The sequence below is a fragment of the Pseudomonas sp. TNT2022 ID642 genome, from assembly GCF_028656995.1.
GTDB lineage: Bacteria > Pseudomonadota > Gammaproteobacteria > Pseudomonadales > Pseudomonadaceae > Aquipseudomonas.
This window is the reverse complement of sequence record NZ_JAMDGW010000014.1, coordinates 108,746-133,225: the sequence shown is the minus strand read 5'-3', so window position 1 is coordinate 133,225 and position 24,480 is coordinate 108,746. Positions and strand designations below refer to the sequence as shown.

General features: G+C 59.9%; 22 protein-coding genes. 10 read left to right on the top strand and 12 right to left on the bottom strand.

The genetic code is table 11. The features are described 5' to 3' along the window. Nucleotides 1-4 precede the first annotated feature (4 nt). The 4 genes from M5G26_RS14750 (at nt 5) to M5G26_RS14735 (ending at nt 4,733) form a co-directional block, all read left to right on the top strand. Nucleotides 5-505: a Csu type fimbrial protein gene (locus M5G26_RS14750; RefSeq protein ID WP_016983916.1), complete on the top strand. Its 501-nt coding sequence runs from the start codon at nt 5-7 to the stop codon at nt 503-505. A gap of 33 nt (nt 506-538) precedes the next feature. Next, a complete protein-coding gene (locus tag M5G26_RS14745) occupies nt 539-1,327 on the top strand; it encodes a fimbrial biogenesis chaperone (RefSeq protein WP_273915813.1) in 789 nt (262 codons plus the stop codon). 80 nt (nt 1,328-1,407) lie between these two features. After that, entirely contained in the window at nt 1,408-3,765 is a 2,358-nt protein-coding gene (locus M5G26_RS14740) for a fimbria/pilus outer membrane usher protein (RefSeq protein WP_273915812.1), read from the top strand. After that, nucleotides 3,762-4,733 carry a Csu type fimbrial protein gene (locus M5G26_RS14735; RefSeq protein WP_273915811.1) on the top strand — a complete coding sequence of 324 codons (972 nt, stop codon included), beginning with the start codon at nt 3,762-3,764 and terminating at the stop codon, nt 4,731-4,733. The genes M5G26_RS14740 and M5G26_RS14735 overlap by 4 nt, the downstream gene beginning before the upstream one ends. 123 nt (nt 4,734-4,856) lie before the next feature. Here M5G26_RS14735 and M5G26_RS14730 read toward each other — a convergent pair whose 3' ends face one another. After that, a complete protein-coding gene (locus tag M5G26_RS14730) occupies nt 4,857-5,612 on the bottom strand; it encodes an anti-sigma factor family protein (RefSeq protein ID WP_273915810.1) in 756 nt (251 codons plus the stop codon). Then, a complete protein-coding gene (locus M5G26_RS14725) occupies nt 5,609-6,115 on the bottom strand; it encodes a sigma-70 family RNA polymerase sigma factor (protein WP_273915809.1) in 507 nt (168 codons plus the stop codon). The genes M5G26_RS14730 and M5G26_RS14725 overlap by 4 nt, the downstream gene beginning before the upstream one ends. Before the next feature lie 157 nt (nt 6,116-6,272). On the opposite strand from M5G26_RS14725, the gene M5G26_RS14720 reads away from it, so the two are divergent. Both M5G26_RS14720 and M5G26_RS14715 read left to right on the top strand, forming a co-directional pair. After that, nucleotides 6,273-7,379, top strand: coding sequence for a catalase family peroxidase (locus M5G26_RS14720; RefSeq protein ID WP_273915808.1), 1,107 nt, complete (start codon nt 6,273-6,275; stop codon nt 7,377-7,379). Beyond that, on the top strand, nt 7,376-7,921 hold the full coding sequence (locus M5G26_RS14715) for a cytochrome b (RefSeq protein ID WP_273915807.1): 546 nt from the start codon (nt 7,376-7,378) through the stop codon (nt 7,919-7,921). Before M5G26_RS14720 ends, M5G26_RS14715 begins: the two co-directional genes overlap by 4 nt. Here M5G26_RS14715 and M5G26_RS14710 read toward each other — a convergent pair. Together M5G26_RS14710 and M5G26_RS14705 are read right to left on the bottom strand one after the other, a co-directional pair. After that, on the bottom strand, nt 7,918-9,111 hold the full coding sequence (locus M5G26_RS14710) for an MFS transporter (RefSeq protein WP_273915806.1): 1,194 nt from the start codon (nt 9,109-9,111) through the stop codon (nt 7,918-7,920). The genes M5G26_RS14715 and M5G26_RS14710 overlap by 4 nt on opposite strands. Before the next feature lie 148 nt (nt 9,112-9,259). Further along, entirely contained in the window at nt 9,260-10,411 is a 1,152-nt protein-coding gene (locus M5G26_RS14705; protein ID WP_273915805.1) for a M14 family metallopeptidase, read from the bottom strand. A gap of 96 nt (nt 10,412-10,507) precedes the next feature. Between M5G26_RS14705 and M5G26_RS14700 the strand changes: the two genes are divergently transcribed. Further along, nucleotides 10,508-10,726: a hypothetical protein gene (locus M5G26_RS14700; RefSeq protein ID WP_273915804.1), complete on the top strand. Its 219-nt coding sequence runs from the start codon at nt 10,508-10,510 to the stop codon at nt 10,724-10,726. Between the two features lie 164 nt (nt 10,727-10,890). On the opposite strand, the gene M5G26_RS14695 is transcribed toward M5G26_RS14700, so the two are convergent. Further along, nucleotides 10,891-11,229, bottom strand: a complete 339-nt coding sequence (locus M5G26_RS14695; protein WP_116030176.1) for a DUF6124 family protein — start codon at nt 11,227-11,229, stop codon at nt 10,891-10,893. A gap of 130 nt (nt 11,230-11,359) precedes the next feature. Here M5G26_RS14695 and M5G26_RS14690 point away from each other — a divergent pair, with 130 nt between their 5' ends. Beyond that, entirely contained in the window at nt 11,360-12,019 is a 660-nt protein-coding gene (locus M5G26_RS14690) for a LexA family protein (protein ID WP_134178266.1), read from the top strand. Nucleotides 12,020-12,059: 40 nt separating this feature from the next. On the opposite strand, the gene M5G26_RS14685 is transcribed toward M5G26_RS14690, so the two are convergent. From M5G26_RS14685 to M5G26_RS14670, 4 genes are all read right to left on the bottom strand, one after another. Further along, nucleotides 12,060-14,009 carry an acetyl/propionyl/methylcrotonyl-CoA carboxylase subunit alpha gene (locus M5G26_RS14685; RefSeq protein WP_273915803.1) on the bottom strand — a complete coding sequence of 650 codons (1,950 nt, stop codon included), beginning with the start codon at nt 14,007-14,009 and terminating at the stop codon, nt 12,060-12,062. Then, on the bottom strand, nt 14,009-14,824 hold the full coding sequence (locus tag M5G26_RS14680) for a gamma-carboxygeranoyl-CoA hydratase (protein WP_150693882.1): 816 nt from the start codon (nt 14,822-14,824) through the stop codon (nt 14,009-14,011). Before M5G26_RS14680 ends, M5G26_RS14685 begins: the two co-directional genes overlap by 1 nt. A gap of 117 nt (nt 14,825-14,941) precedes the next feature. Next, on the bottom strand, nt 14,942-16,546 hold the full coding sequence (locus tag M5G26_RS14675; protein ID WP_273915802.1) for a carboxyl transferase domain-containing protein: 1,605 nt from the start codon (nt 16,544-16,546) through the stop codon (nt 14,942-14,944). 97 nt (nt 16,547-16,643) lie between these two features. After that, nucleotides 16,644-17,807, bottom strand: coding sequence for an isovaleryl-CoA dehydrogenase (locus M5G26_RS14670; RefSeq protein ID WP_102901262.1), 1,164 nt, complete (start codon nt 17,805-17,807; stop codon nt 16,644-16,646). A gap of 294 nt (nt 17,808-18,101) precedes the next feature. Between M5G26_RS14670 and M5G26_RS14665 the strand changes: the two genes are divergently transcribed. Then, nucleotides 18,102-19,799: an AMP-binding protein gene (locus M5G26_RS14665; RefSeq protein ID WP_273915801.1), complete on the top strand. Its 1,698-nt coding sequence runs from the start codon at nt 18,102-18,104 to the stop codon at nt 19,797-19,799. Nucleotides 19,800-20,464: 665 nt separating this feature from the next. On the opposite strand, the gene M5G26_RS14660 is transcribed toward M5G26_RS14665, so the two are convergent. From M5G26_RS14660 to M5G26_RS14650, 3 genes are all read right to left on the bottom strand, one after another. Then, entirely contained in the window at nt 20,465-21,364 is a 900-nt protein-coding gene (locus tag M5G26_RS14660) for a hydroxymethylglutaryl-CoA lyase (protein ID WP_038362704.1), read from the bottom strand. Between the two features lie 146 nt (nt 21,365-21,510). Then, nucleotides 21,511-21,909: a MerR family transcriptional regulator gene (locus M5G26_RS14655; protein WP_042559912.1), complete on the bottom strand. Its 399-nt coding sequence runs from the start codon at nt 21,907-21,909 to the stop codon at nt 21,511-21,513. 151 nt (nt 21,910-22,060) lie between these two features. Beyond that, on the bottom strand, nt 22,061-22,996 hold the full coding sequence (locus M5G26_RS14650) for a LysR family transcriptional regulator (RefSeq protein WP_007917233.1): 936 nt from the start codon (nt 22,994-22,996) through the stop codon (nt 22,061-22,063). A 157-nt stretch (nt 22,997-23,153) separates the two neighbouring features. Here M5G26_RS14650 and M5G26_RS14645 point away from each other — a divergent pair, with 157 nt between their 5' ends. Next, nucleotides 23,154-24,383 (top strand): acyl-CoA dehydrogenase, encoded by a 1,230-nt coding sequence (locus M5G26_RS14645; protein ID WP_134178261.1) that lies wholly within the window; start codon nt 23,154-23,156, stop codon nt 24,381-24,383. Nucleotides 24,384-24,480: the final 97 nt, after the last annotated feature.

Below are 24,480 nucleotides of genomic sequence, written 5' to 3'. Positions count from 1 at the left end.
TGCCATGCGCCGCCATGGCTGTGCCGCGCTGCTCCTGCTCTGTGCCGGCAGTGCACCGCTGCCGCTTACCGCAGCGACGAGCCAGAGCTTTCAGGTCAGCGCCACGGTCACTGCCGGGTGTCTGGTGGTGGGTGGGGTGTCGAACTATGGCGGGCTGAATTTCGGTTCGCGTTCGGCACTGGCCACCGGCACCGTGCAGGTCGCACTGACCGGTGGGGTGCAATTGCAATGCACGCCGGGCGTGACACTGAACATGAGCGTCGATGGCGGCCAGTACAACAGCAGCGGCCGGCACATGCAGGTCAACAGCGGCAGTGCGCGGGTGGCCTATGCGCTGTTTCGCGATGCGGCGTATAGCCAAAGCCTGGGCATCGGCCAGAGTGTGGCGGTGGCCTACAGCGATGCGAACAACATCAGCCTGCCGATCTACGGTCAGGTGCAATTGCCGGGCAATCAGCCTGGGGGGACGTACAGCGACGTGTTGCAGGTGCAACTGTCGTGGTAAGGCGAAGTTGAATGGCCGACAAGGAGCAGGTTTATGGGGTCAGTTACGTCACGGCATTCTTTCGTGCGTTGTGTGATGTGGACGATGGTCATGCTTGGGGCAAGCCAGGCACAAGCGGCGAGTTCGGTGCTGATCTGGCCGATCGATCCGGTGTTGGAGGCTGATCAGCAGGCCAGTGCGCTGTGGCTGGAAAACCGTGGCAGCGAAACCGCCAATCTGCAGATCCGCGTATTCGGCTGGAGCCAGAGTGGTTTCGCCGAGCAATACCAGAACCAGCGCGATGTGATCGGCAGCCCGCCGGTGGCGAAAATCGAGCCAGGGCAGAAGCAGCTGGTGCGTCTGACTCGCACCAAGGACGTACCGCCGGGGCAGGAATTGGCCTACCGGATCATCATCGACGAAATTCCTTCCGCACAACCCGCAACCGCTGACGGGAGCAAAACCGCCGCAGCGATTCGCTTCCAGATGCGTTATTCGGTGCCGCTGTTTGCCTACGGCGCAGGGTTGTGGAGCAAAGAGGACAGCACCCGCGCGCGTGATCCCAAGGGTGTCGGCCTGCCGCAGTTGAGCTGGCGCACGGTGGCCGTCGACGGCAAGCCTTATGTCGAGGTGCGCAATCAGGGCGCGGTGCATGCGCGACTGACTGACGTGACCATCAAACAGGCTGGGCAGAGCAAACCATTGGCCGAAGGGCTGCTGGGTTACGTGCTACCCGGCGCGGTAATGCGCTGGCCGGCACCGACGCCGCTGACCAATGATTCGGCGTTGCAGGTACGAGTAAATGGCGCGACGCAGGTGCAGAGCATTACGCCCGCCAAGTGAGTGAGTCGTAGCGCAAGTATCTGGCGGCGGCTAAAGCGGTATCAGGGAGGACTCAGTCCATTGACGGACGTAAAACGCGTATGAACCCAGGACGGGTTCGCCGTATTCAGCGTCCGTTGTGGCTCATCACCGGCGCGTGTTGCCTGATGTTCATTCAACCATCCGGGGCCGGCGATCTGCCGCCGCCTCCCAGCGGCATGGAGGCCGTGAGTGATGCACAGTTGTTTCTGGAACTGGTGGTCAATCAGATGAATACCGGACGCGTGGTGGCGGTGCAGCAGCGCGACGGGCGCTTGTTTGTCCCGGCGACGGCGTTGCGCGAAACCGGTATGAGACTGCCCGACAGCCTCGGCGCCGAGGTCGATCTCGACAGTCTGGCGGGGCTGCACAGTGACTACGACAGTGTTGGTCAACGCTTGCTGCTGGACGTGCCGCCGGACTGGCTGCCGGAACAGTTCATCGGCAACCGCCAGGCTTACCCGCGTACCCCGGCGCTGAGCAGTTTCGGCGCGCTGTTCAATTATGACCTGTACCTCAATGACACTGACGATGCCGGCACTTACCTGGCGGCGTGGAACGAAGTGCGGCTGTTCGACAGCTGGGGCACGTTGTCCAACACCGGGCAATACCGGCGCACCTTGTCCGGTGATTCGCTCAACACGCTGGACAACGGCTACCTGCGTTACGACACCACGTGGCGTTACTCCGACGACGAGCGAATGCTCACCTACGAGGCCGGTGACGTGATCAGCGGTGCGTTGCCGTGGAGCAGTTCGGTGCGTTTGGGCGGCGTGCAGTTCTCTCGGGATTTCGCGGTGCGGCCGGATCTGGTGACCTATCCGCTGCCGCAATTTGCCGGTGAAGCAGCAGTGCCGTCCTCGGTGGATCTGTTCATCAATGGCTACAAGTCCAGCAGCGCAGATTTACAGCCTGGGCCCTACACGCTGACCAACATTCCGTTCATCAACGGTGCTGGCGAAGCGGTGGTGGTGACCACCGACGCATTGGGCCGACAGGTGTCGACCACGGTGCCGTTCTATGTCACCAGCACCTTGCTGCAAAAAGGCTTGAGCGACTTTTCCGTGGCCGCCGGTACGTTGCGCCGCGACTACGGCTTGAAGGATTTCAGTTACGGCCCGGGAGTCACCTCCGGCAGCCTGCGCTATGGCGTCAGCGACAGTTTCACCCTGGAAAGTCATGCCGAAGCGGCCGACTCGCTGACACTGGGCGGCCTTGGCGGCAATTGGCAGCTCGGTAACTTCGGTGTGCTCAACAGTGCCTTGAGCCAAAGTCGTTTCGACGGCGAGGGCGGTCACCAGGTCAGCCTTGGCTATCAGTACAGCAACCAGCGTTTCAGCTTTTCCTACCAACGCCTGCAGCGCCACGATCAATACGCCGATCTCAGCGTGGTCGACAGCCCCTACATCAGCCTGAGTCGGCGCAGCGAACAGGCGACCCTGAGCCTCAACCTCGATCGCTGGGGCAGCCTTGGCGCCGGTTATTTCGATGTGCGCGCGGCGGATGATTCGCGCACGCGGCTGCTCAACCTCAGTTGGAGCAAACCGCTGTGGCGCAACAGCAGTTTCTACCTGTCGGCCAACCGCGAGATCGGCGACAGCAACTGGGCGGTGCAGGCGCAACTGGTGATCCCGTTCGATCTGCGCGGCAGTCTGGCGATCAGCAGCGATCGCAGTAAAACCGGGCAGAGCCAGCAGCGGGTCAATTACAGTCGCGCGGTGCCGACCGAGGGCGGCGTAGGTTTCAATCTGGGTTACGCCAAGGGTGACGGCGCTGATTATCGTCAGGCCGACGTCACCTGGCGGCTGCAATCGGTGCAGTTGCAGGCCGGCGTCTACGGTACTTCCGACGCCGAAACCCGTTGGGCCGATGCCAGTGGTTCGCTGGTATGGATGGACCGTCAGGTGTTCGCCGCCAATCGTATCGACGATGCATTTGTAGTGGTCAGTACTGAGGGATTTGCCGACATTCCGGTGCGCTACGAAAATCAGCAGGTCGGTCAGACCGACAAGAACGGTCATCTGCTGGTGCCATGGAGTAGCGCGTATTACCGGGGCAAGTATGAAATCGACCCACTGAATCTGCCGGCCAACGTGCGCAGCCCCAACGTCGAACAACGCATCGCGGTGCGGCGTGGCAGCGGTTATCTGCTGGAATTTCCGCTGAGCCGAGTGATTGCCGCGAGCATCGTGCTGGTCGATCCGCAGCAGCGCGAACTGCCGCTGGGTGCGGGCGTGCTGCATGAGCAGAGCGGCACGCGGACGGTGGTCGGTTGGGATGGGCTGGTGTATCTGGAAAACCTGCAGGCGCAGAACTCGTTGCAAGTGACGCTGGCCGACGGCAAGACCTGTCAGGCGCAGTTCAGTGTCGACCTGAATCAGGATCAGGTGCCTTTGATTGGCCCGTTGGTGTGCCAATGATGTTCCGGCGATGGCTGTTATGTCTGGCACTGCTTATACCCGGGGCGGCGCAGGCCGCGTGTTCGGTAGTCAGCACCACGCCGGCGGCGTTCGGCATGCTCAGCTCGATCGCCGTGCGCACGACTTCGCAACCCAGTTCCACGCTGAATGCGGGTTTGAGCTGCACCGGTTCATTACTGTCCTTGTTGACCAGCAACGACCACTTCTGGGGCACCGTATCATCGACTCAAAGCGGTCTGGTCGGGCCGACCGGCGATGTCATCAGTTACACGGTTTACGCCAACAACAGCACCAGCTACCCGCTGACGCGCGGCACCGCCTATGACTTCGCACGCAACGGCATCATCGATGCCTTGGGCCTGCTCAACGGTACGACGCCAAAAACCGTGCCGCTGTATCTCGGTACCACCATCGGCAGTAACGTCGCCGCCGGGGTGTATACCGAGACCCTGAGTATTTTCTGGAACTGGAATTACTGTTCCGGGATCGGCATCGGCGCTATTTGCCTCGGGCGTGATATCGCCAACGGCACGACCTCGTTGACGGTGAACCTGACGGTGTCCAACGACTGCACGATTACTGCGCCCAACATTGCCTTCGGCAGCGCGCCGGTGGTCAGCGCTTTCACACCGGTGACCGGACAGACGATCAATCTGGCCTGCACCAAGGGCAGTGCCTACACCGTGGGGCTGAGCGACGGGCAGAACGCGGTGAGTGTCGGCGGCCGGCGACGGATGATTTCCGGAAGCAATTATCTGGCCTACGACATTTTCAAAAGTGCCGGCACCACGCGTTGGGGCAGTGTCGGCGCGGCACGGCGGGCGAGTACCGACGCCGAGGTCAATCCGGGAAACGGCTTGGGCACGGGCAGCCAGATTTTCAACTACAACGCGAAGATCTACACCGACCAGACCACACCGCCGGCGGGCACTTATCTGGACAATGTGGTTTTGGACGTAGGTTTCTGAGCTGACACGATCCTTTGTAGGAGCTGTCGAGTGAAACGAGGCTGCGATCTTTTGATCTTGCCCTTAAGAACAAGATCAAAAGATCGCAGCGTGCCGCAGCTCCTACATAGAACAGCGGTGTTTTCAGAATTGCAGTGATTGCTTGAGCTGTTGCGCCGCCGGTGTATCGACCGGGCTGACCATGGCGTAGTTGTACCCGCCACCCGACCAGTACTCGGCCTGCAAGTCGCCATCACTGCGGCTTCCACGCGGCAAAAAGGTGTTCTTCGGTCCGGGCGGGCGCACGTAGAAACTCACCTTGTGGCCACTGCCATCCTCATACATCACCATCGCTGCCGGACCTTCATCAGTGCTGAGCAAGCGCCCGCTGACCGGTTCGAACCCGGCCGCCTTCAGATCCGGTAAACGACTGGCCCGGTTGAAATAACGATCGAGCCAGCGCTGCATGTCGCCATCACTGTCGACCTTGTAATCGGCTGGCAGCATGCCTTGCTGGGCAATCAGGCGATAGGCCTGCAAGGCGTCGGTCATCGGCAACATGGATGGGCGCACGAGAGTCATTTCCCGCGCCTGCCAGCCACTGAAACCGCCGACGCTGACCGCGATCAGCAACACCGCCGCGCTGGCCAGATGACGACGCGACTGACGCTGGCGGCGCTGGCGAATCATCGCCGGATCAAGCGCCGGGTTGGCCGGTTGCTGCAACGCGCCGCTGAGTGCCGCGCGCAATTGCTGGGCATCCTGTTGCCAGGCGCGAACCTGCGCCGCTTCGTCCGGGTGAGTGGCCAGCCAGGTCTCCAGCACACGCCGGTCGGCGTCGCTGAGCTGGTGGTCGACATAGGCGTGCAGGTCACGCTCGTTGGGAGGCAGGCTGATCATTTGAGTATCCGCAAAGAAGGGCTGCTGATTTCGCCGTCGCTGAGTTGGCGCAAGGCCTGGCGGGCGCGGGACAGGCGCGACATCACGGTGCCGATCGGGGCGCCGAGAATCTCGGCGACCTCTTTATAGGAAAGGCCTTCCACCGAGACCATCAGCAGCAGCGCGCGCTGTTCGCTGGGCAGGCGATCGAAGGCTTGCAGGGTCGACTGGGCGATGACGGTACGCTCGACCGAGGGCTCGGCGTCGTCGCGACCGGTGAAGAGTTCGAGCATGCGCGCATAGCGTCGGGAGCGACGATGGGCGTCGAGAAACTGCCGATAGAGGATCGCAAACAGCCAGGCACGCAAGTCGCCGTCGGCGCGTTTATCGCCCCAACTCGACAGCGCCCGCTCTAGGCTGGCCTGCACCAGATCGTCGGCGCTGCTGCTGTTGCGTGTCAGTGACACGGCAAAGCGGCGCAATCTGGGAATGATTTCTCTCAACTGTTCGTCGAATTCGCTCATGAAATTCTGCTAGTCACTACGCTGTGGACTAGGGAGACGCCCGTCGTTGGAGGTTATTCCACGTTCGGAAAAATAAATACCGTCGCGTGGAATAAACCCGGACGAGGCGCGTCTTGCTGATTCTTCCTACTTGTGGCCGATGGCCCTGGAGTTTTTCATGGTTGATCGTTCATCACCCGATACTGCACCGCCCGGCAGGCCGCAGCGCCCGCCACTGAGTGCGGCGAGCCTGGTTCTGCGTCTGGGCGGCATTGCCGTGGTAGTCGCCGCAGTGGCCGGGGCATTCGCCTACGTTCACGGCAACTTTGACCCACAACGCCTGACGCCAAAAGCGCTGGTCGATGTTCTGGAGAAGAACAACGGCGTGCACCCCGGGTTTCGCCGTAACCACGCCAAAGGCGTGTGCGTGATCGGCCATTTCGAGAGCAGTGGTGAGGCACGGGTGTTTTCGACCGCGCAGGTTTTCAACGAATCGCGGACTCCGGTGGTCGGGCGTTTCGCGCTGCCGGCGGGCAATCCGTATGCACCGGACAGCAGCGTGCCGATTCGCAGTCTGGCGTTGCGGTTCACCCAGGCCAACGGGCAGCAATGGCGCACCGGGATGAACAGCATGCCGGTGTTCCCGGTCGGTACGCCTGAGGCGTTTTATCAATTGCAGCAGGCGCAATCGCCAGATCCGGCCACCGGTAAACCGGATCCGGCGAAGGTCCCGGCATTCTTTGCCGCGCACCCGGAAACCGTGCCGTTTCTGACGTGGGTGAAGACCGCCAAACCTTCGGCCAGTTACGCCACCGAAACCTACAACAGCGTCAACGCGTTTTATCTGGTCGACGCCAGCGGTAAAAAGCAGGCCGTGCGCTGGAGCATGACGCCGTTGGCGCGCGATGCTGCGGGCGCCAGTGCGCCTGAGGGCGGCGATTTTCTCGAGAAGGATCTGGTGCAACGGTTGTCGTCTGCACCGCTGCGTTTTCAGTTGAATATCACTCTGGCCAATCCCGAGGATCCGGTGAACGACGCCAGCAAGACTTGGCCGGCCGGGCGCAAAGTGTTGAACGCGGGCACACTGGTGCTGGAGAAAACCCAGCCGCAACTGAGCGGCGAATGCCGTGACATCAACTATGACCCGCTGGTGCTGCCGGCCGGGATTCAAGGTTCCGACGACCCGTTACTCGCGGCGCGTTCGGCCGGTTACGCCAATTCCTATCTGCGTCGCACCAGCGAAGTCAGCCAGTTGCCCGCCGCCAAACAGGAGGCTCGCCCATGAGCACTCAACCGACGCATTTCGCCCTGTTGGCGCGGCTGCTGCACTGGCTGATGGCGGTGATGATCATCGCCATGCTGTTTATCGGCGCCGGCATGGTCACCTCGGTTTCCGAACGGCATGAATGGCTGATCAATCTGCACAAACCGCTGGGCATTGCGATTCTGGCGCTGGTGATTGTGCGTTTGCTGGTGCGCCTCACCACGCGCCAGCCACCGCTGCCAGCGGATCTGCCGGGTTGGCAAGTGCTGGCGGCCAAGGCTTCACATCTATTGCTGTACGCGCTGATGCTGGTGTTGCCGTTGCTTGGCTGGGCAATGATCAGCGCTTCGGGTGAACCGGTCATGCTCAGTACAACGTTGCAGTTGCCAGCGATCGTTCCGGCCGACGCACAGTTGTTCGCGTTTCTGCGCAAGGCGCACGGGTATCTGGCCTATCTGTTGTTCCTGACGGTGCTGCTGCACCTGGCGGCGGCGTTGTTTCATGGCTGGATCCGCCGCGACGAGGTGCTCGACAGCATGTTGCGCGGTCGCGATCGCGACTAACCCGTTTGAGTGGCGCATCGTACCGGTGCGCCGCGTTTCAGGGTCAGCCACCAGTACACCAACGCCACGACGTTGATGGCCGCACCGAGCAGGCACACGCCGATCCAGCCGGCCCACGCGTACATCGCGGTCGAGCCGATGGAGCCGAGCGCGCTGCCGATCGAGTAAAACAGCATGTAACCGGCGGTGAGACGGCTTTGCGCTTCGGGGCGCACGCTGTAGATCATGCTCTGGCTGGTGACGTGCACGGCTTGCAAGCCCAAATCCAGAGTGATCACGCCGAGCAGTAAGGCCCACAGCGAGGATTGGGTGAGGGAAATCGGCAGCCACGAAGCGAGCATCAACAACAGCGAAAGACCACTGACCCATTGTCCGAGACCGCGATCGGCCAAATGCCCGGCCCGTGCGGCGGCCAGTGCACCGGCAGCGCCGGCCAGTCCGAACAGACCGATTTCACTGTGTGATAAGGACAGTGGCGGGGCGGCCAAGGGCAATACCATCGGCGTCCACAGCACCATCGCGCTGGCGAAGGTCAACAATGCGAGGATCGCGCGTTGGCGCAACACCGGTTCTTCTTTGAACAGGCTGAACACCGAGGCGATCAGTGCGATGTAGCCAGTCGTCGGCTGCGGGGGTTCATGCTTGGGCAGCACGCGAAACAGCAGCAATGCCATCACCAGGGTCAGCCCGGCTGACAGAAAGTAGATCGCTCGCCACCCGGCCAAATCGGCCATGCCGCCAGCGACCGTGCGCGCCAGCAAGATGCCGACGACGATGCCGCTGGTGACCACTCCGACCACGCGCCCGCGTTGGGCCGGGATTGCCAACGTCGCGGCGTAAGCCACCAACACTTGCGTGACCACGGCGAGCAGCCCGGTCAATGTCATGCCGAGCAACAACCAGACACTGCTGGGCGCCAACGCGATCATCAACAACGCCGCTGCCGACAGCAGGGTTTGAGTCACGATCAAGCGGCGTCGGTTGAGCAGATCGCCGAGGGGCACCAGTAGCACCAGACCGATGCCGTAGCCGATTTGCGTCAGGGTGATCACGACGCCGATGGTTACCGGCGACATCGCAAACGCTTCAGCCATCGCGTCCAGCAGCGGCTGGGCGTAGTACACGTTACCCACGGCCAAACCGCAGGCCACAGAGAAAAGCAAAACGACGCTGCTTTTGAGAGGTTTCATATCCCGCATCCTTTTAGGTTTCAAAATAAAACCTTGATTACGGTATTGATTAAGGTTTTATTTTGCAACCTGTTTGCGCGAAGGTACGAATGGCAGAAAGCAAAAGATCGCAGACAAGCTGCGATCTTTTCAGGGAAGGAGGAGGGGATCAGCGCAGGGTATCAACCATGTCAGCGATGGTTGTCAGCACGTCTTTGCCAAGCTGTTTGGAGCGTTTGCCCGACCAGCCGGTTTCCTTGTCGGGATGGTCGTCGTGATCCTTGAACGGCATTTCCAGGGTCAACGACAGGCAGTCGTATTTCTGGCCGACACTGTTGCACGCCAACGTCATGTTGGCCTGGCCCGGTTCGTCGCGGGTGTAGCCGTACTTGGTCTGGAAGTCTTTGGTGGTGTGTTTCAGGTGATTGCGGAAATGCTCTTCGAGCTTTTCGATGCGCGGCGTGTAGCCCGGATTGCCTTCGCAGCCGGCGGTGAATACGTGAGGAATGGTTTCATCGCCATGGGCGTCCAGGAACAGATCGACGCCGTACTTTTCCATTTGCTGCTGGACGAAGAGCACCTCGGGACTGATCTCCTGGCTGGCGTTCTGCCAGGCCCGGTTCAAATCCTGGCCCATGGCGTTGGTGCGCAGATGGCCATGGAACGCGCCGTCCGGATTCATGTTCGGCACCAGGTACAGATCGGCACTGGCGAGCAGCTTGTTCAGCACCGGATCATCGTGCCTTTCCAGGCGCTCGATCACGCCTTCCATGAACCATTCGGCCATGTGCTCGCCCGGGTGCTGCTGAGCGATGATCCAGATTTTGCGCTGGCCTTCGGCGCCCGTGCCTTTGCGCAGCAATTGAATGTCGCGACCTTCGACACTTTTACCAGTCGCAAATAGTTCGGTGCCGGCCTTGCTCAGCGCCTGCTCGATCAGCCAGTCGTGACGGCCACGGCTGTAAGGTTCGAAGTAGGCAAACCAGGCGTGGGTCTGGGTGGCTTCGAGGCAGAAACGCAGACAGTCGCCTTCGAAAATGGTCGGCACGCGGAACCAGTTGACGTGATCATAAGACGCTACGGCCTGATAACCCGGCCAGCCCTTGCTGTAGGTGGATTGGCTGGCGTTGTTCAGGCGAAACCAGTGTTCCTGGCCGACGTGCAGGCCGCTGGCCTTGAAGTGAAACCACTGAAAATGGGCACTGCGGGTATCCGGGCGAATGGCCAGGACCGGATTGAGCGGATTGCTGATGTCGATGACTTGGATGTTGCCGCTGTCGAAGTTGGCGCTGATGTCGAACGAAGATTTGGCCACGGTCATAATCGATTCCTGAATATGATTTTTATGGCCGTTACTGTACACGCAGGCAGGACTGAAACCGAGGGGAATTGCGGGGTGTGGCGGGGGGCGTCCTCCATGACGCGCAAGCAGCTTAGAGACTGTGCGATTGATTCTCAAGTGCTAATTGTCATTAGTTTGACCCAATGTAGCCGGGCCTGGCTTGCCAACCGATATTCTTTTGATATTATCCGCGCCATCGAATTTGCAGCACCTAAAGACTTCATTAGCCTGAAGCCACAAGCCCGAAAAAAGGGCAAAAAAAGACCCGGCAAAAAGCCGGGTCAAAAACCGTGATTAGCCTGATGAGGAGATAGTCCAGAAGACCGACCTAAGGTCTCTGGTCCATCGACTGATCTCGCGACCAGCTGCATGCAATAATAATCATTATCATTTGCAAGTCAAATGTTTTTATCTGCGCGATTGGAAAATTCTTTCCCGTCCGTTTGCGTTTCCGTTCCTCAGGCTTCATCGCCATCGAGCGAATGGTCGACCATCGCCCGCGCCATATCCACCATGTGCACCACTGAAAAGGCCAGATCGCGACTCGCGCCTTGCAGGTTTTCGGCTGCCTTGAATGCAGTGGCCGCTGCACAGCGCAGCAAGTCCGACGCATGCACCAGGGCTTCTTCGCCACTGAGATGGCGCCTGACATCGAAAAAACGTTCGTCGACCGCTGGTTCTGACACAGCTGGTTTCAAGTAATAGTCCAGCGCTCGCTGCGCCGCCGCGTTGCCTTGGGGCGAGGTGAAGGTGGTGTCCATTTGCAGATCGGGCAAGTCTTTGCTGCTGATATTCATGATGAAGAGGCACTCCTTGGGCGATTGAAAATCCGTGCCTTCAGAATAGTACGACGCGTAGTTGTGACGAGAATTTAAATACTACAATATGTGTTTTGCTGGCCGAAGGCGTCGACGTAAGGTGCTGCACATGGATAAATGGATTGAGTTGGTCAAGGCCAAGATGAGTGAACTCAAAATCACTCAAACAGAGCTCGGAGAGCGCGTCGGCATGTCCCAGGGCGGGATCGGCCATTGGCTGAACAAGCGTCGCGAACCCGGTATCACGGAAATGAACCGCGTGCTGCAGGCGCTGGGCATGGATTTCCTTGAAGTGGTGCTGGTCATCCGTGAACCGCAACCCACAGCGGACGACGAGATGCCACTGGCGCAGAAGTACAACCCGTACTTCCGTTACCCGGTCAGCGATTGGCAGACGACGTGCGAGGTGCGCGAGAACGATCCGGCGTCTTACACCAAGGCGTCAGGCAAGCAGCGCTTCGAACTGACGGATTACCATGCGCGTGGCCCGGCGTTCTGGTTGACGGTGACGGGGGATTCGATGACTGCCCCCAGTGGCCCGAGCATTGCCGAAGGCATGTTGATTCTGGTCGACCCGGCGGCCGAGGCGGTGCCCGGCAAACTGGTGATTGCCCAGTGGCCCGATAGCGCTGAGGCGATTTTTCGCAAACTCGATGAAGAGGGCGGCCAGCGTTACCTGGTGCCGCTCAATCCGACCTGGCCGAAAGCCCTGCTGACCGACGAGTGCCGAATCATCGGCGTTGTGGTTCAGGCAACGGCGCGTTATTAGTCAGATCGATCCGCGCCAGGCGCAGGATCGATCCTCATGTTCACACGGCTTCCAGTTCAACCAAAGCGCTGCCTTCGCCAACCATTTCGCCTTCCTGGCAATACAGCGCTTTGATCACCCCGGCATGCGGCGCACGGATGCTGTGTTCCATCTTCATCGCTTCCAGCACCACCAGTTGCGCACCGGCCTCGACCGATTGCCCGGCCTCGACCAGCACACGGACAATGCTGCCGTTCATCGGCGCGGTCAGTCCGCCCTGATGGCTGTGACTGGCTTCGACGGCGCTGATCGGGTCGTACGTTTCGATGCGCCGCAATTCGCCTTCCCATTGCAGGTACAGCGAATCGCCCTGGCGGATAGCCCGCAACGTACGACGTACGCCCTCGTGCTCGACGATGAGTGCTTCGCCGGACAGTCTGGCGTGATCATCGGTACTCAGCGTCAGCGCTCGATCCTGTCCCTCGCAACTCAAATGCAGGGTGATTTCCCTTGGCAGACCCGCCCGCAAACCGCTGTTGAGTGACCACGGCGAAGCAGGGTCATCCTGACGCGCCAACTGCGGCAGACTCTGCGCCACCGCTTGAGCCGCTGCGTTCCAGAACGCATCGCTCAACGTGCCCGGGGCGGGTAGCAATTGCTCCTGATAACGCGGAATAAACCCGGTATCCAGCTCCGCCGCTGCGAACGCCGGGTGCGCAATGATCCGCCGCAAGAAGTTGATGTTGGTTTTCAAACCGCCAATCGCAAACTCGTCGAGCATGCTCAACAAGCGCAACCGGGCCTGTTCGCGATCTTCGCCCCAGGCAATCAGCTTGCCCAGCATCGGGTCGTAGAACGGCGAAATTTCATCGCCTTCTTCAACCCCGCTATCGACCCGGCGCCCAGGCCCTTCAGCCGATTCGCGATACAACGCCAAACGCCCGGTCGCCGGCAGGAAGTCATTCGCAGGATCCTCGGCGTACAAGCGCACTTCGATCGCATGGCCGTTCAACGGCACTTGCTCCTGAGTGATCGGCAATGCCTCACCACGAGCAACGCGTATCTGCCAGGCCACCAGATCGAGACCGGTGATAGCCTCGGTCACCGGGTGTTCGACTTGCAGCCGCGTGTTCATCTCCATAAAGAAGAATTCACCGCGCGCATCCAGCAGAAACTCCACCGTACCGGCGCCGACATAACCGATCGCCTGCGCCGAGCGCACAGCCGCCTCGCCCATCGCCCGACGCAGTTCCGTGGACAAGCCCGGTGCCGGCGCTTCTTCGACGACTTTCTGATGGCGCCGTTGAATCGAGCAATCCCGTTCGTTGAGGTAAAGGCAGTTGCCATGCTGATCGGCGAACACCTGGATTTCCACGTGGCGCGGCTTGAGCAGATATTTTTCCACCAGCATCCGCGAATCGCCGAACGACGACTGCGCTTCACGCTGAGCCGAGGCGAGGGCTTCGGCCAACTGGCTGACGTCCTCGACCACTTTCATGCCTTTGCCACCGCCACCGGCCGTGGCCTTGAGCAGCACTGGATAACCGATGCGTTCACAAGCATCACGGAAGGTGTCGAGGTCCTGTGCTTCGCCGTGATAACCCGGCACCAGCGGCACACCGGCGGTTTCCATCAGCGCTTTGGCGGCAGACTTGCTGCCCATCGCATCGATGGCCGAGGCCGGTGGGCCAAGGAAAATCAGCCCGGCGGCTTCGATGGCGCGAGCGAATCCGGCGTTTTCCGAGAGAAACCCGTAGCCTGGATGAATCGCCTGCGCGCCGCTGGCTTTGGCCGCCGCGATCAGTTTGTCGATTTGCAGATAACTCTCGGCCGCTTTGCTGCCGCCGAGGTCAACGCGTATGTCCGCTTCACGGCTGTGCCGCGCCTCGCGATCGATGGCGCTGTGCACGGCGACGGTGGTCAGGCCCAGCGCTTTGGCGGTGCGCATCACGCGGCATGCGATTTCGCCACGGTTGGCCACCAGCAGGGTGGTGAGAACGGGTGCGCTCATCAACGCGGCTCCTTGGTGGTGGTTGCAGCTTGCCAGCTCGGCGGACGCTTTTGCAGAAAGGCGCGCAAGCCTTCCTGGCCTTCAGGGCTGACGCGGATACGGGCGATGGCGTTTTCGGTGTAGCGACGCAGCGCCGGGGTCAGTGAGCCGTTGCCGACTTCACGCAGCAAGTCCTTGCTGGCGCGCATCGCGGCGGGGCTGTTGAGCAGCAAGTTGTTGATCCACTGTTCTACTTGTTGTTCCAGTTCGGCGGCTGGATAGCTGTCGGACAACAAGCCGATTTCCCGAGCGCGTTGGCCGCCGAAACGTTCAGCGGTCAGCGCATAGCGCCGCGCAGCACGTTCGCCAATGGCTTGCACCACGAACGGGCTGATCACCGCTGGCGCCAGACCAATGCGCACTTCCGACAGGCAGAATTGCGCATCATCGGCGCCAATCGCCATGTCACAGCAACTGATCAACCCCAGCGCGCCACCGAACGCTGCGCCTTGCACGACGGCAACGGTGGGGATTTTCAGCTTGGCGAGGTTGTACATCAGCTCCGCGAGTTCGCGGGCGTCGTCGAGGTTGGTGTGGTAATCGAGCTCGGCCGATTGCTGCATCCACGCCAGATCGGCGCCGGCGCTGAAATGCTTGCCACGGCCACGCACCAGCAAGAAACGCAGGCTGGCATCACTGGCAACCTTGTCGAGAGCGAGGATCAGCTCGCGGATCATCTCGGCGTTGAACGCGTTGTTCTTTTCCGCGCGGTTGAGCCACAGCGTCGCGAAACCGCGTGGGTCGCTTTGCAGTTCGAGGGTGTTGAAGTCACTCATATTCATCCGTCTCCACGGTTCTTGTGGGAGCGGGCTTGCTCGCGAAAGCGGTGTTTCAGATATCAGAGATGTCGACTGACAAACCGTATTCGCGAGCAGGCTCGCTCCCACAAAAAATCACATCCGGAACACGCCGAAGCGGCTCGGTTCGATTGGCGCGTTCAGCGACGCGGACAAGGCCAGGGCCAGTACATCGCGGGTTTGCGCGGGGTCAATGACGCCGTCGTCCCACAGCCGTGCGCTGGAATAATAGGGGTGACCCTGCTCTTCGTACTGGTCGAGGATCGGTTGCTTGATCTCGGCCTCCTGCTCGGCACTGAAGCTTTGGCCACTGCGTTCAGCCTGTTCACGCTTGACCTGCACCAGCACGCCGGCTGCCTGTTCAGCACCCATCACGCCGATCCGCGCGTTCGGCCACATCCACAGGAAGCGCGGGTCGTAAGCGCGGCCGCACATGCCGTAGTTACCGGCGCCGAAGCTGCCGCCGATGATCACGGTGAATTTCGGCACCTTGGCGCAAGCCACCGCTGTTACCAGTTTCGCGCCGTGTTTGGCGATGCCGCCGGCCTCGTATTTCTGACCAACCATGAAACCGGTGATGTTCTGCAAAAACAGCAGCGGAATGCCGCGCTGACAAGCCAGCTCGATGAAGTGCGCGCCTTTCTGTGCGGCTTCGGCGAAGAGGATCCCGTTGTTGGCCAGAATCGCGATCGGATAACCGTGCAAATGGGCGAAACCGCAGACCAGCGTGGTACCGAACAGCGCTTTGAATTCATCGAACACCGAACCGTCGACCAGCCGCGCAATCACTTCGCGCACGTCGAACGGCTGCTTGGCATCGGCGGAAACCACGCCGTACAACTCATCGCTGGCGTACAGCGGCGCAATCGGCGCGCGTTGCTGCACTTCACCGAGTTTGCGCCAATTAAGGTTGGCGACGCTGCGGCGGGCGAGGGCGAGGGCGTGTTCGTCGCTCTCGGCGTAATGGTCGGCGACCCCGGAAATCTTGCAGTGCACATCGGCACCGCCCAAGTCTTCGGCGCTGACCACTTCACCGGTCGCGGCCTTCACCAGTGGCGGGCCGGCGAGGAAAATCGTCGCCTGATTGCGCACCATGATCGCTTCGTCCGCCATTGCCGGCACATAGGCGCCGCCGGCAGTGCACGAGCCCATGACCACGGCGATCTGCGGAATGCCCATCGCGCTCATGTTGGCCTGGTTGAAGAAGATCCGCCCGAAGTGCTCACGATCCGGAAACACTTCGTCCTGACGCGGCAGGTTGGCGCCGCCGGAGTCCACCAGATAGATGCACGGCAGACGATTCTGCTGAGCGATGGTTTGTGCGCGTAGATGCTTTTTCACGGTCAGCGGATAGTACGAGCCACCCTTCACCGTGGCATCGTTGGCGACGATCATGCATTCGACGCCTTCGACTCGACCGATCCCGGCGATCACACCAGCGGCTGGGACGTCTTCGCCATACACAGCGTGGGCGGCCAGTTGGCTGATTTCCAGAAACGGTGAGCCCGGATCGAGCAAACGGTTGATGCGTTCACGCGGCAGCAGTTTGCCGCGCGAGGTGTGGCGTTCCTGGGCTTTCGCGCCGCCACCCTGCGCCACTTGGGCGAGCAGGGTGTGCAGGGCGTCGACTTGTTTAAGCATCGCCGCGCTGTTAGCAGCGAACTCCACTGAACGAGGATTGAGTTGAGTGTGCAGAATCATGGCTTACTCCGTAAGCAGCTACGAGTTGCAAGCTTGGAGCCGCAAGTTAAAGCTGTTCTCTTGCAGCTTGAAACTCGCAGCTCGCAGCTGACGAAATTTATTTCGTTTCATTGAAGAGTTCGCGACCGATCAGCATGCGACGGATCTCACTGGTGCCGGCGCCGATTTCGTACAGCTTGGCGTCACGCAGCAAGCGACCTGCCGGGAATTCGTTGATGTAACCGTTACCGCCAAGAATCTGGATCGCGTCGAGGGCCATTTGCGTAGCGCGTTCGGCGGTGTAGAGGATCACCCCGGCGGCGTCCTTGCGGGTGGTTTCGCCGCGCTCGCAAGCTTGGGCAACCGCATAGAGGTAGGCGCGACTGGCATTGAGTTGGGTGTACATGTCGGCGACTTTGCCCTGGATCAGCTGGAACTCGCCGATGCTTTGGCCGAACTGTTTGCGGTCGTGGATGTACGGCACGATCAGGTCCATGCACGACTGCATGATCCCGGTCGGGCCACCGGACAACACGACGCGCTCGTAATCGAGGCCGCTCATCAACACTTTGACGCCGCCGTTGAGCACGCCGAGGATGTTTTCTTCCGGCACTTCGACGTCATCGAAGAACAGCTCGCAAGTGTTGGAACCGCGCATGCCGAGCTTGTCGAACTTGTTGCTACGGCTGAAGCCTTTCCAGTCGCGCTCGACAATGAATGCGGTAATGCCGTGCGGGCCTTTCTCCAGATCAGTCTTGGCGTAGATCACGTAGGTGTTGGCGTCAGGGCCGTTGGTGATCCAGGTTTTGCTGCCGTTGAGGACGTAACGGTCACCGCGTTTGTCGGCGCGCAGTTTCATCGAAACCACATCGGAACCGGCGTTCGGTTCGCTCATCGCCAGTGCGCCGACGTGCTCGCCGCTGATCAGCTTCGGCAGGTATTTGGATTTCTGTTCGTGGTTGCCATTGCGGTTGATCTGGTTGACGCAGAGGTTGGAATGCGCGCCGTAGGAAAGCGCCACCGAGGCCGAACCGCGGCTGATTTCTTCCATCGCCACGACGTGCGCCAGATAACCGAGGCCAGCGCCACCGTACTCTTCCGGCACGGTGATGCCGAGCAGGCCCATGTCACCGAACTTGCGCCACATGTCGGCGGGGAACAGGTTGTCGCTGTCGATCTGCGCCGCGCGCGGGGCGATCTCCTTGGCGACAAAGGACTGAACCTGATCGCGCAGCATGTCGATGGTTTCACCGAGGGCGAAGTTCAGGGATGGATAGCTCATGGGGCACCTTTTGGCTTTTTTGTAGGGTGGGGAGGGCGGTCACTCAGCTCTCACCTTTACGTTAACGTAAGCCTGTGATGGATGGCTGTCAATCACCCTTTACGTTAACGTCAACTTGAGCGAGAGTAAGGGCAGTTCAAGATTGAAAGCTGATTGGTTTTTGTAGGAGTGAGCCTGCTCGCGATGGCGTCGTGTCAGTCGACGTAAATGTTGACAGTTGGATCGAGATCGCGAGCAGGCTCACTCCTACAAGTGACCGTCGGCAACCCATAAATAAAGACAATAGGGGTCGTCATGGATCAACCCAGTGCAAACCCGCAGCGCAGCTACACCCGTGGCTCTCAGGACAAAGCCTTGCTGGCGATGACCATCGGGCAGAAGTTCGATCAGACCGTCGCGCAGTATCCCGACGGCGAAGCGCTCGTCGTCCGCCATCAGCAACTGCGTTATTCCTGGCAACAACTGGCCGATGCGGTGGACCTGCACGCCAGAGCGCTGCTCGCTCTGGGTTTGCAAGCGGGGGATCGGCTTGGCATCTGGGCGCCAAACTGCGCGCAGTGGTGCATCACTCAAGTCGCTACCGCAAAAATCGGCGTGATCCTGGTCAACATCAACCCGGCCTACCGCAGCTCCGAACTCGAATACGTGCTCAAGCAATCCGGCTGCCAATGGCTGGTCTGCGCCGGGGCGTTCAAGTCCTCCAACTACCACGGCATGCTGCAGGGACTGGTGCCGGAACTGGCCGAACAACCCATCGGCCAATTGCGCAGCGAACGTCTGCCCGAGTTGCGCGGGGTGATCAGCCTCGATGCGCAACCACCGTCAGGTTTTTTGCCGTGGTCGCAACTGGCCGATCTGGCCACCAGCATCTCCCCCGCGCAACTGCGCGAACGCAGCGAAAGCCTGCACTTCGATCAGCCGGTGAACATCCAGTACACCTCCGGCACCACCGGTTTCCCCAAAGGCGCAACCCTCAGCCACTACAACATCCTCAATAACGGTTACATGGTTGGCGAAAGCATCGGTCTGACTCCGCGCGATCGTCTGGTGATCCCGGTGCCGCTGTACCACTGCTTCGGCATGGTCATGGGCAACCTCGGCTGCATCACCCACGGCAGCACGATGATTTACACCAACGACGCCTTCGATCCATTGCTGACCCTGCAAACCGTCGCCGAAGAAAAAGCCACCGGCCTTTATGGCGTACCGACCATGTTCATCGCCATGCTCGACCAGCCGCAACGCGGCGAATTCGATCTGTCGAGCCTGCGCACCGGGATCATGGCCGGCGCGACGTGCCCGATCGAAGTAATGCGCCGGGTCATCAGCGAGATGCACATGAGCGAAGTGCAGATCGCTTACGGCATGACGGAAACCAGCCCGGTGTCGCTGCAAACCGGCCCGAACGACGAGCTGGAATTGCGCGTGACCACTGTCGGCCGCACCCAGCCACAACTGGAAAGCAAGATCATCGACGAAGCCGGCAACCTCGTGCCGCGCGGCACCATCGGCGAACTGTGCACCCGTGGTTACAGCGTGATGCTCGGCTATTGGAGCAATCCGCAGGCCACCGCTGAAGCCATCGATGAGGCGGGCTGGATGCACACCGGCGACCTGGCGAGCATGAACGAAGAGGGTTACGTCAACATCGCCGGACGTAACAAGGACATGATCATTCGTGGCGGCGAGAATATTTACCCGCGTGAGCTGGAGGAGTTTTTCTTCACCCATCCGGCGGTGGCGGATGTGCAGGTGATCGGCATTCCGTGCTCGCGTTACGGCGAGGAGATTGTCGCCTGGATCAAATTCCACCCCGGGCACAATGCTTCCGAGCTGGAGCTGCAAACCTGGTGCAAGGAACGCATCGCGCACTTCAAGACGCCACGGCACTTCAAGTTCGTTGAAGAGTTTCCGATGACGGTCACGGGCAAGATTCAGAAATTCAGGATGCGTGAGATCAGTATCGAAGAACTGAAAACAATCGAGCGGTGAACACAAACACTGTGGGAGCTGGCTTGCCAGCGATGGCGTCGGATCAGCCAGCATCAATGTTGAATGATCTACCGCAATCGCTGGCAAGCCAGCTCCCACAGGGATTTGGGGGGATTGAGGAATTATAGAAAGCACAAAGGGGAGCCGAAGCTCCCCTTTAATTTTGTCGTCGCGTGCTCTTTTTTATTATTGAGGGTCGGTCTGTTGTTGTTTTTGGCAACCGTGGCCCTTTACCGCTGTTTTTGGCGACCCCCATCCGGGGTCAAGAGCAAACGTATTTTTTTGAGCGCTGATCTACTTTCTCGCTAAGCGATCCAACCGATTCGGGAGCTACCTGAAGGTAGTTTTATTGTTCTCTGCCCGGTTGCGGGTCACTCCTGAGAGCACCCTGAAAAGCACACCTTCTCCAAAAAAATCTGTTAGCTGCGTCTCTGCCGTGTTGTTTTTGTTATGTCAGAGTCGGTACGTCTTATTTTTATTGGTTTGCTGCTTTTTATTCTTGTTATGCCATAGAGATAGCAGAAGCCGTGCCAACTTTTAAAAGTACTTATAAATCAATGGCTTGAGAATTTCGGCAAATTTTCACTCCAGCGAAACCAGACAATTTGTTTCCGTGTTACTCGCTTAAACCCACATTTCGGACACAGCGGTAACACCTTCCCCCCTCACTGCGCGCTTCGAGCCTTGGCCACGCGCGAACCGCTCGGACGACCGAGCACCGCGCTGATCTGCTGACCCGCGGCAATCAAGGCGTCCAGGTCGATACCGGTCTCGATGCCGAGGCCGTTGAGCAGGTACACCACATCTTCGGTAGCAACGTTACCGCTCGCACCTTTGGCGTACGGGCAACCGCCGAGGCCCGCGATAGAGCTGTCGAACACCGAAATGCCTTCAAGCAGGCTGGCATAGATATTGGCCATGGCCTGGCCGTAAGTGTCGTGGAAATGCCCGGCGAGTTTTTCCCGTGGCACTTGCGCCGACACCACTTCAAACAAGCGGCGAGTCGCGCCAGCGGTGCCGGTGCCAATGGTGTCGCCCAGCGATACTTCGTAGCAGCCCATCGCATACAACTCGCGCGCGACCATCGCCACTTGCTCCGGCGCGACCGTGCCTTCGTACGGGCAGCCGAGCACGCAGGACACGTAACCGCGCACGGTAACGCCGTGCTGTTTCGCCGCTTCCATGATCGGCGCAAAGCGCGCCAGACTTTCGCTGATCGAGCAGTTGATGTTGCGCTGTGAGAACGCCTCAGACGCGGCGGCGAACACCGCGACTTCCTTGACCCCGGCGGCTATGGCATCTTCGAAGCCGCGCAGGTTCGGCGCCAGTGCACCGTAGGTCACGCCGGGTTTGCGCTGAATCTGCGCGAACACTTCGGCGGAACCGGCCATTTGCGGCACCCACTTCGGTGAGACGAAACTGCCGACTTCTATATAGCCGAGGCCAGCGGCGCTCAAAGCATCGACCAGTTGCACCTTGTCAGCGACGCTGATCGGTTGGGCTTCGTTCTGCAGGCCATCGCGCGGGCCGACTTCGATCAGGCGTACTTGGGAGGGGAGGGACATGATGGTTGACCTGCTCTTTTGAATTCGTGGAGAACCCCTGTAGGAGTGAGCCTGCTCGCGATCGCGGAGTGCCAGATAAAAATTGCTTGACTGATACACCGCTATCGCGAGCAGGCTCACTCCTACAAGGGAATTTATGATGTTAGTCAGATCGCCTGCTGGCTCTTGAGCGTCTGCTCCAACGCCTGCACGCAGCGCTCTTCAGCGGTATCGAGTTCCAGTTTCATCTGTTCGATATCCAGCAACTGCTGCTCCAACTGTTCGCGGCGCTCGCTGATTTTCGCCAGCATGCTGTTGAGCTGTTTGGTGTTACCGCTGGACGGGTCGTAAAGCTCGATCAGTTCGCGGCATTCGGCCAGCGAGAAACCAATGCGCTTGCCGCGCAGGATCAGCTTCAGGCTGACCTTGTCGCGCGGTGAATAGATGCGTTCCTGGCCACGGCGCTCAGGGCTGAGCAGGCCTTGCTCTTCATAAAAGCGGATCGCCCGGGTGGTGATGTCCAGCTCGCGGGCGAGGTCGGAGATGCTGTAAGTCTGGCTGCTCATGGAAGCGCTCGGAAAAAGGTCTTGGCGCTAAGCTAATGGCAGGTTGACGTTTACGTCAAGCAAGAAAAAGATCGCAGCCTTCGGCAGCTTCTACAGGGGGATGGATTCCAAATGTAGGAGCTGCCGAAGGCTGCGATCTTTTGATCTTTCCTTACACCACCTGCTTATCGAGCTTCTTCTCCTGCGCCGTCACCTGCTGGCACAACTCGATCATCTGCTCGCGCATCCAGCGATTCGCCGGATCCTGGTCAGTGCTTTCATGCCAATACAGATGCGTCTCCACCGGCGGCACATCATTCACCGGCAGGTTAAACGCCTGCAACTCATGCCGGCGGGCAAAGCGTTCCGGTACGGTCATGACCATGTCGGTCTGCTGCATCACCTGCGACGCCATCAAGTAATGCTGCGAACGCAGGGCAATCTTGCGCTGAATGCCCATTTTGCCCAGCGCCAGATCGACATAACCCAGACCACTGCGACGGCTGGAAATGTGGATATGGGTCAGCGACAGATAGTCATCCAGCGATAGCTTTTCTTTGCCCGCCATCGGATGACCCTTGCGCATCGCGCACACGTAACGGTCTTCCATCAGCTTGACGTGGCGCACCTGCGGGTCGGTGTTGAGCGGCGCATCCACGGCGAAATCCAGACGCCCGGCGGCCAGCTCTTTGGTGGTCTCGCGGCGTTTGGACAGAAAACTTTCGATGATCACCGTCGGCGCCAGGCGGCGCAGGCGCTGAAACAGCGGCGGTAAAATCACCGCCTCGGTGAGGTCGGTCATGCTGATGCGGTAAGTCTTGACCGCTTGGGCCGGGTTGAAAATGCGGCTCTCCTGAACCGATACGCGCAGCAGCGACAGGGCGTTGCGCACCGGGCCGATGATGTTCTGCGCCATTGGCGTCGGCACCATGCCCTGAGCCGTGCGCACGAACAGTGGATCATTAAAGGTTTCGCGCAACCGCGCCAAGGCGTTGGATACCGCAGGCTGGGTGATGCCGACAATCTGCCCGGCGCGGGTCAGGTTGGCTTCGGTATAGATCGCGTCAAAGACGATGAAAAGGTTGAGGTCGACCTTGCTCAGATTCATAACGCGGCTTCTCTTGTTTTTAAGGGCTGACGATCACTGGATCATATATCGGTGATGAATGTTTATACACGCCGAGAATAGGCTAGGTAAATTATCAACGCTGTTCTAGCATCGATTGCATGACTTGAACAACCTCTGCCCAAGAAGGTAATTGATCATGGATTTCGCTTATTCGCCCAAGGTGCAAGAACTGCGTGAGCGCGTGACCGCGTTCATGGACACTTACGTTTACCCGGCTGAGGCGGTGTTCGAACGCCAGGTTGCCGAAGGCGATCGCTGGCAGCCGACGGCGATCATGGAAGAGCTCAAAGCCAAGGCCAAAGCTGAAGGCTTGTGGAATCTGTTTCTGCCGGAGTCGGAACTCGGTGCCGGTCTGACCAACCTCGAATACGCACCATTGGCGGAAATCATGGGCCGCTCGCTGTTAGGCCCGGAGCCGTTCAACTGCTCGGCGCCGGACACCGGCAACATGGAAGTGCTGGTGCGCTACGCCAACGAAGAACAGAAACAGCGCTGGCTCGAACCGCTGCTGCGCGGCGAAATCCGCTCGGCATTCGCCATGACCGAACCGGACGTGGCCTCCTCAGATGCAACCAACATGGCCGCCCGCGCCGTGCGTGATGGCGACGAGTGGGTGATCAACGGCAAAAAATGGTGGACCTCCGGCGCCTGTGATCCGCGGTGCAAGATCCTGATCTTCATGGGCCTGAGCAACCCCGATGCACCACGCCACGCCCAGCACTCGATGATCCTTGTGCCGGTCGACACCCCCGGGGTGAAAATCGTCCGTCCGTTGCCGGTATTCGGTTACGACGACGCACCACACGGCCACGCCGAAGTACTGTTCGACAACGTACGTGTGCCGTATGAAAACGTACTGTTGGGTGAAGGACGCGGTTTCGAAATCGCTCAAGGTCGTCTCGGCCCAGGCCGGATTCACCACTGCATGCGCTCGATCGGCATGGCCGAGCGTGCCCTGGAGTTGATGTGCAAACGTGCGGTGAGCCGCACGGCGTTCGGCAAGCCGCTGGCACGGCTGGGCGGTAACGTCGACAAGATCGCCGACTCGCGGATGGAAATCGACATGGCGCGCCTGCTGACGTTGAAAGCGGCGTACATGATGGACACCGTCGGTAACAAAGTCGCGAAGAGCGAAATCGCGCAGATCAAAGTGGTTGCGCCGAACGTCGCGCTGCGGGTGATCGACCGGGCGATCCAGATGCATGGCGGGGCCGGGGTGTCGAACGATTTCCCGCTGGCCTACATGTACGCCATGCAACGTACTTTGCGCCTGGCCGACGGCCCGGACGAAGTGCACCGCGCGGCGATCGGCAAGTTCGAGATCGGCAAATATGTGCCGAAGGAAATGTTGCGTAGCGAACGCTGATCCAGTACCGCGTTATCGTTCATCGCTGGCAAGCCAGCTCCCACGGGATTCTTCGGTGTTCACAAAATTTGTGTTCACTGGAGATCCCTGTGGGAGC

Coding starts and splice junctions, on each gene's coding strand:
- M5G26_RS14750 (WP_016983916.1), top strand. CDS start 5: ATGCGCCGCCATGGCTGTGCCGCGCTGCTCCTGCTCTGTGCCGGCAGT.
- M5G26_RS14745 (WP_273915813.1), top strand. CDS start 539: ATGGGGTCAGTTACGTCACGGCATTCTTTCGTGCGTTGTGTGATGTGG.
- M5G26_RS14740 (WP_273915812.1), top strand. CDS start 1,408: ATGAACCCAGGACGGGTTCGCCGTATTCAGCGTCCGTTGTGGCTCATC.
- M5G26_RS14735 (WP_273915811.1), top strand. CDS start 3,762: ATGATGTTCCGGCGATGGCTGTTATGTCTGGCACTGCTTATACCCGGG.
- M5G26_RS14730 (WP_273915810.1), bottom strand. CDS start 5,612: ATGATCAGCCTGCCTCCCAACGAGCGTGACCTGCACGCCTATGTCGAC.
- M5G26_RS14725 (WP_273915809.1), bottom strand. CDS start 6,115: ATGAGCGAATTCGACGAACAGTTGAGAGAAATCATTCCCAGATTGCGC.
- M5G26_RS14720 (WP_273915808.1), top strand. CDS start 6,273: ATGGTTGATCGTTCATCACCCGATACTGCACCGCCCGGCAGGCCGCAG.
- M5G26_RS14715 (WP_273915807.1), top strand. CDS start 7,376: ATGAGCACTCAACCGACGCATTTCGCCCTGTTGGCGCGGCTGCTGCAC.
- M5G26_RS14710 (WP_273915806.1), bottom strand. CDS start 9,111: ATGAAACCTCTCAAAAGCAGCGTCGTTTTGCTTTTCTCTGTGGCCTGC.
- M5G26_RS14705 (WP_273915805.1), bottom strand. CDS start 10,411: ATGACCGTGGCCAAATCTTCGTTCGACATCAGCGCCAACTTCGACAGC.
- M5G26_RS14700 (WP_273915804.1), top strand. CDS start 10,508: ATGACGCGCAAGCAGCTTAGAGACTGTGCGATTGATTCTCAAGTGCTA.
- M5G26_RS14695 (WP_116030176.1), bottom strand. CDS start 11,229: ATGAATATCAGCAGCAAAGACTTGCCCGATCTGCAAATGGACACCACC.
- M5G26_RS14690 (WP_134178266.1), top strand. CDS start 11,360: ATGGATAAATGGATTGAGTTGGTCAAGGCCAAGATGAGTGAACTCAAA.
- M5G26_RS14685 (WP_273915803.1), bottom strand. CDS start 14,009: ATGAGCGCACCCGTTCTCACCACCCTGCTGGTGGCCAACCGTGGCGAA.
- M5G26_RS14680 (WP_150693882.1), bottom strand. CDS start 14,824: ATGAGTGACTTCAACACCCTCGAACTGCAAAGCGACCCACGCGGTTTC.
- M5G26_RS14675 (WP_273915802.1), bottom strand. CDS start 16,546: ATGATTCTGCACACTCAACTCAATCCTCGTTCAGTGGAGTTCGCTGCT.
- M5G26_RS14670 (WP_102901262.1), bottom strand. CDS start 17,807: ATGAGCTATCCATCCCTGAACTTCGCCCTCGGTGAAACCATCGACATG.
- M5G26_RS14665 (WP_273915801.1), top strand. CDS start 18,102: ATGGATCAACCCAGTGCAAACCCGCAGCGCAGCTACACCCGTGGCTCT.
- M5G26_RS14660 (WP_038362704.1), bottom strand. CDS start 21,364: ATGTCCCTCCCCTCCCAAGTACGCCTGATCGAAGTCGGCCCGCGCGAT.
- M5G26_RS14655 (WP_042559912.1), bottom strand. CDS start 21,909: ATGAGCAGCCAGACTTACAGCATCTCCGACCTCGCCCGCGAGCTGGAC.
- M5G26_RS14650 (WP_007917233.1), bottom strand. CDS start 22,996: ATGAATCTGAGCAAGGTCGACCTCAACCTTTTCATCGTCTTTGACGCG.
- M5G26_RS14645 (WP_134178261.1), top strand. CDS start 23,154: ATGGATTTCGCTTATTCGCCCAAGGTGCAAGAACTGCGTGAGCGCGTG.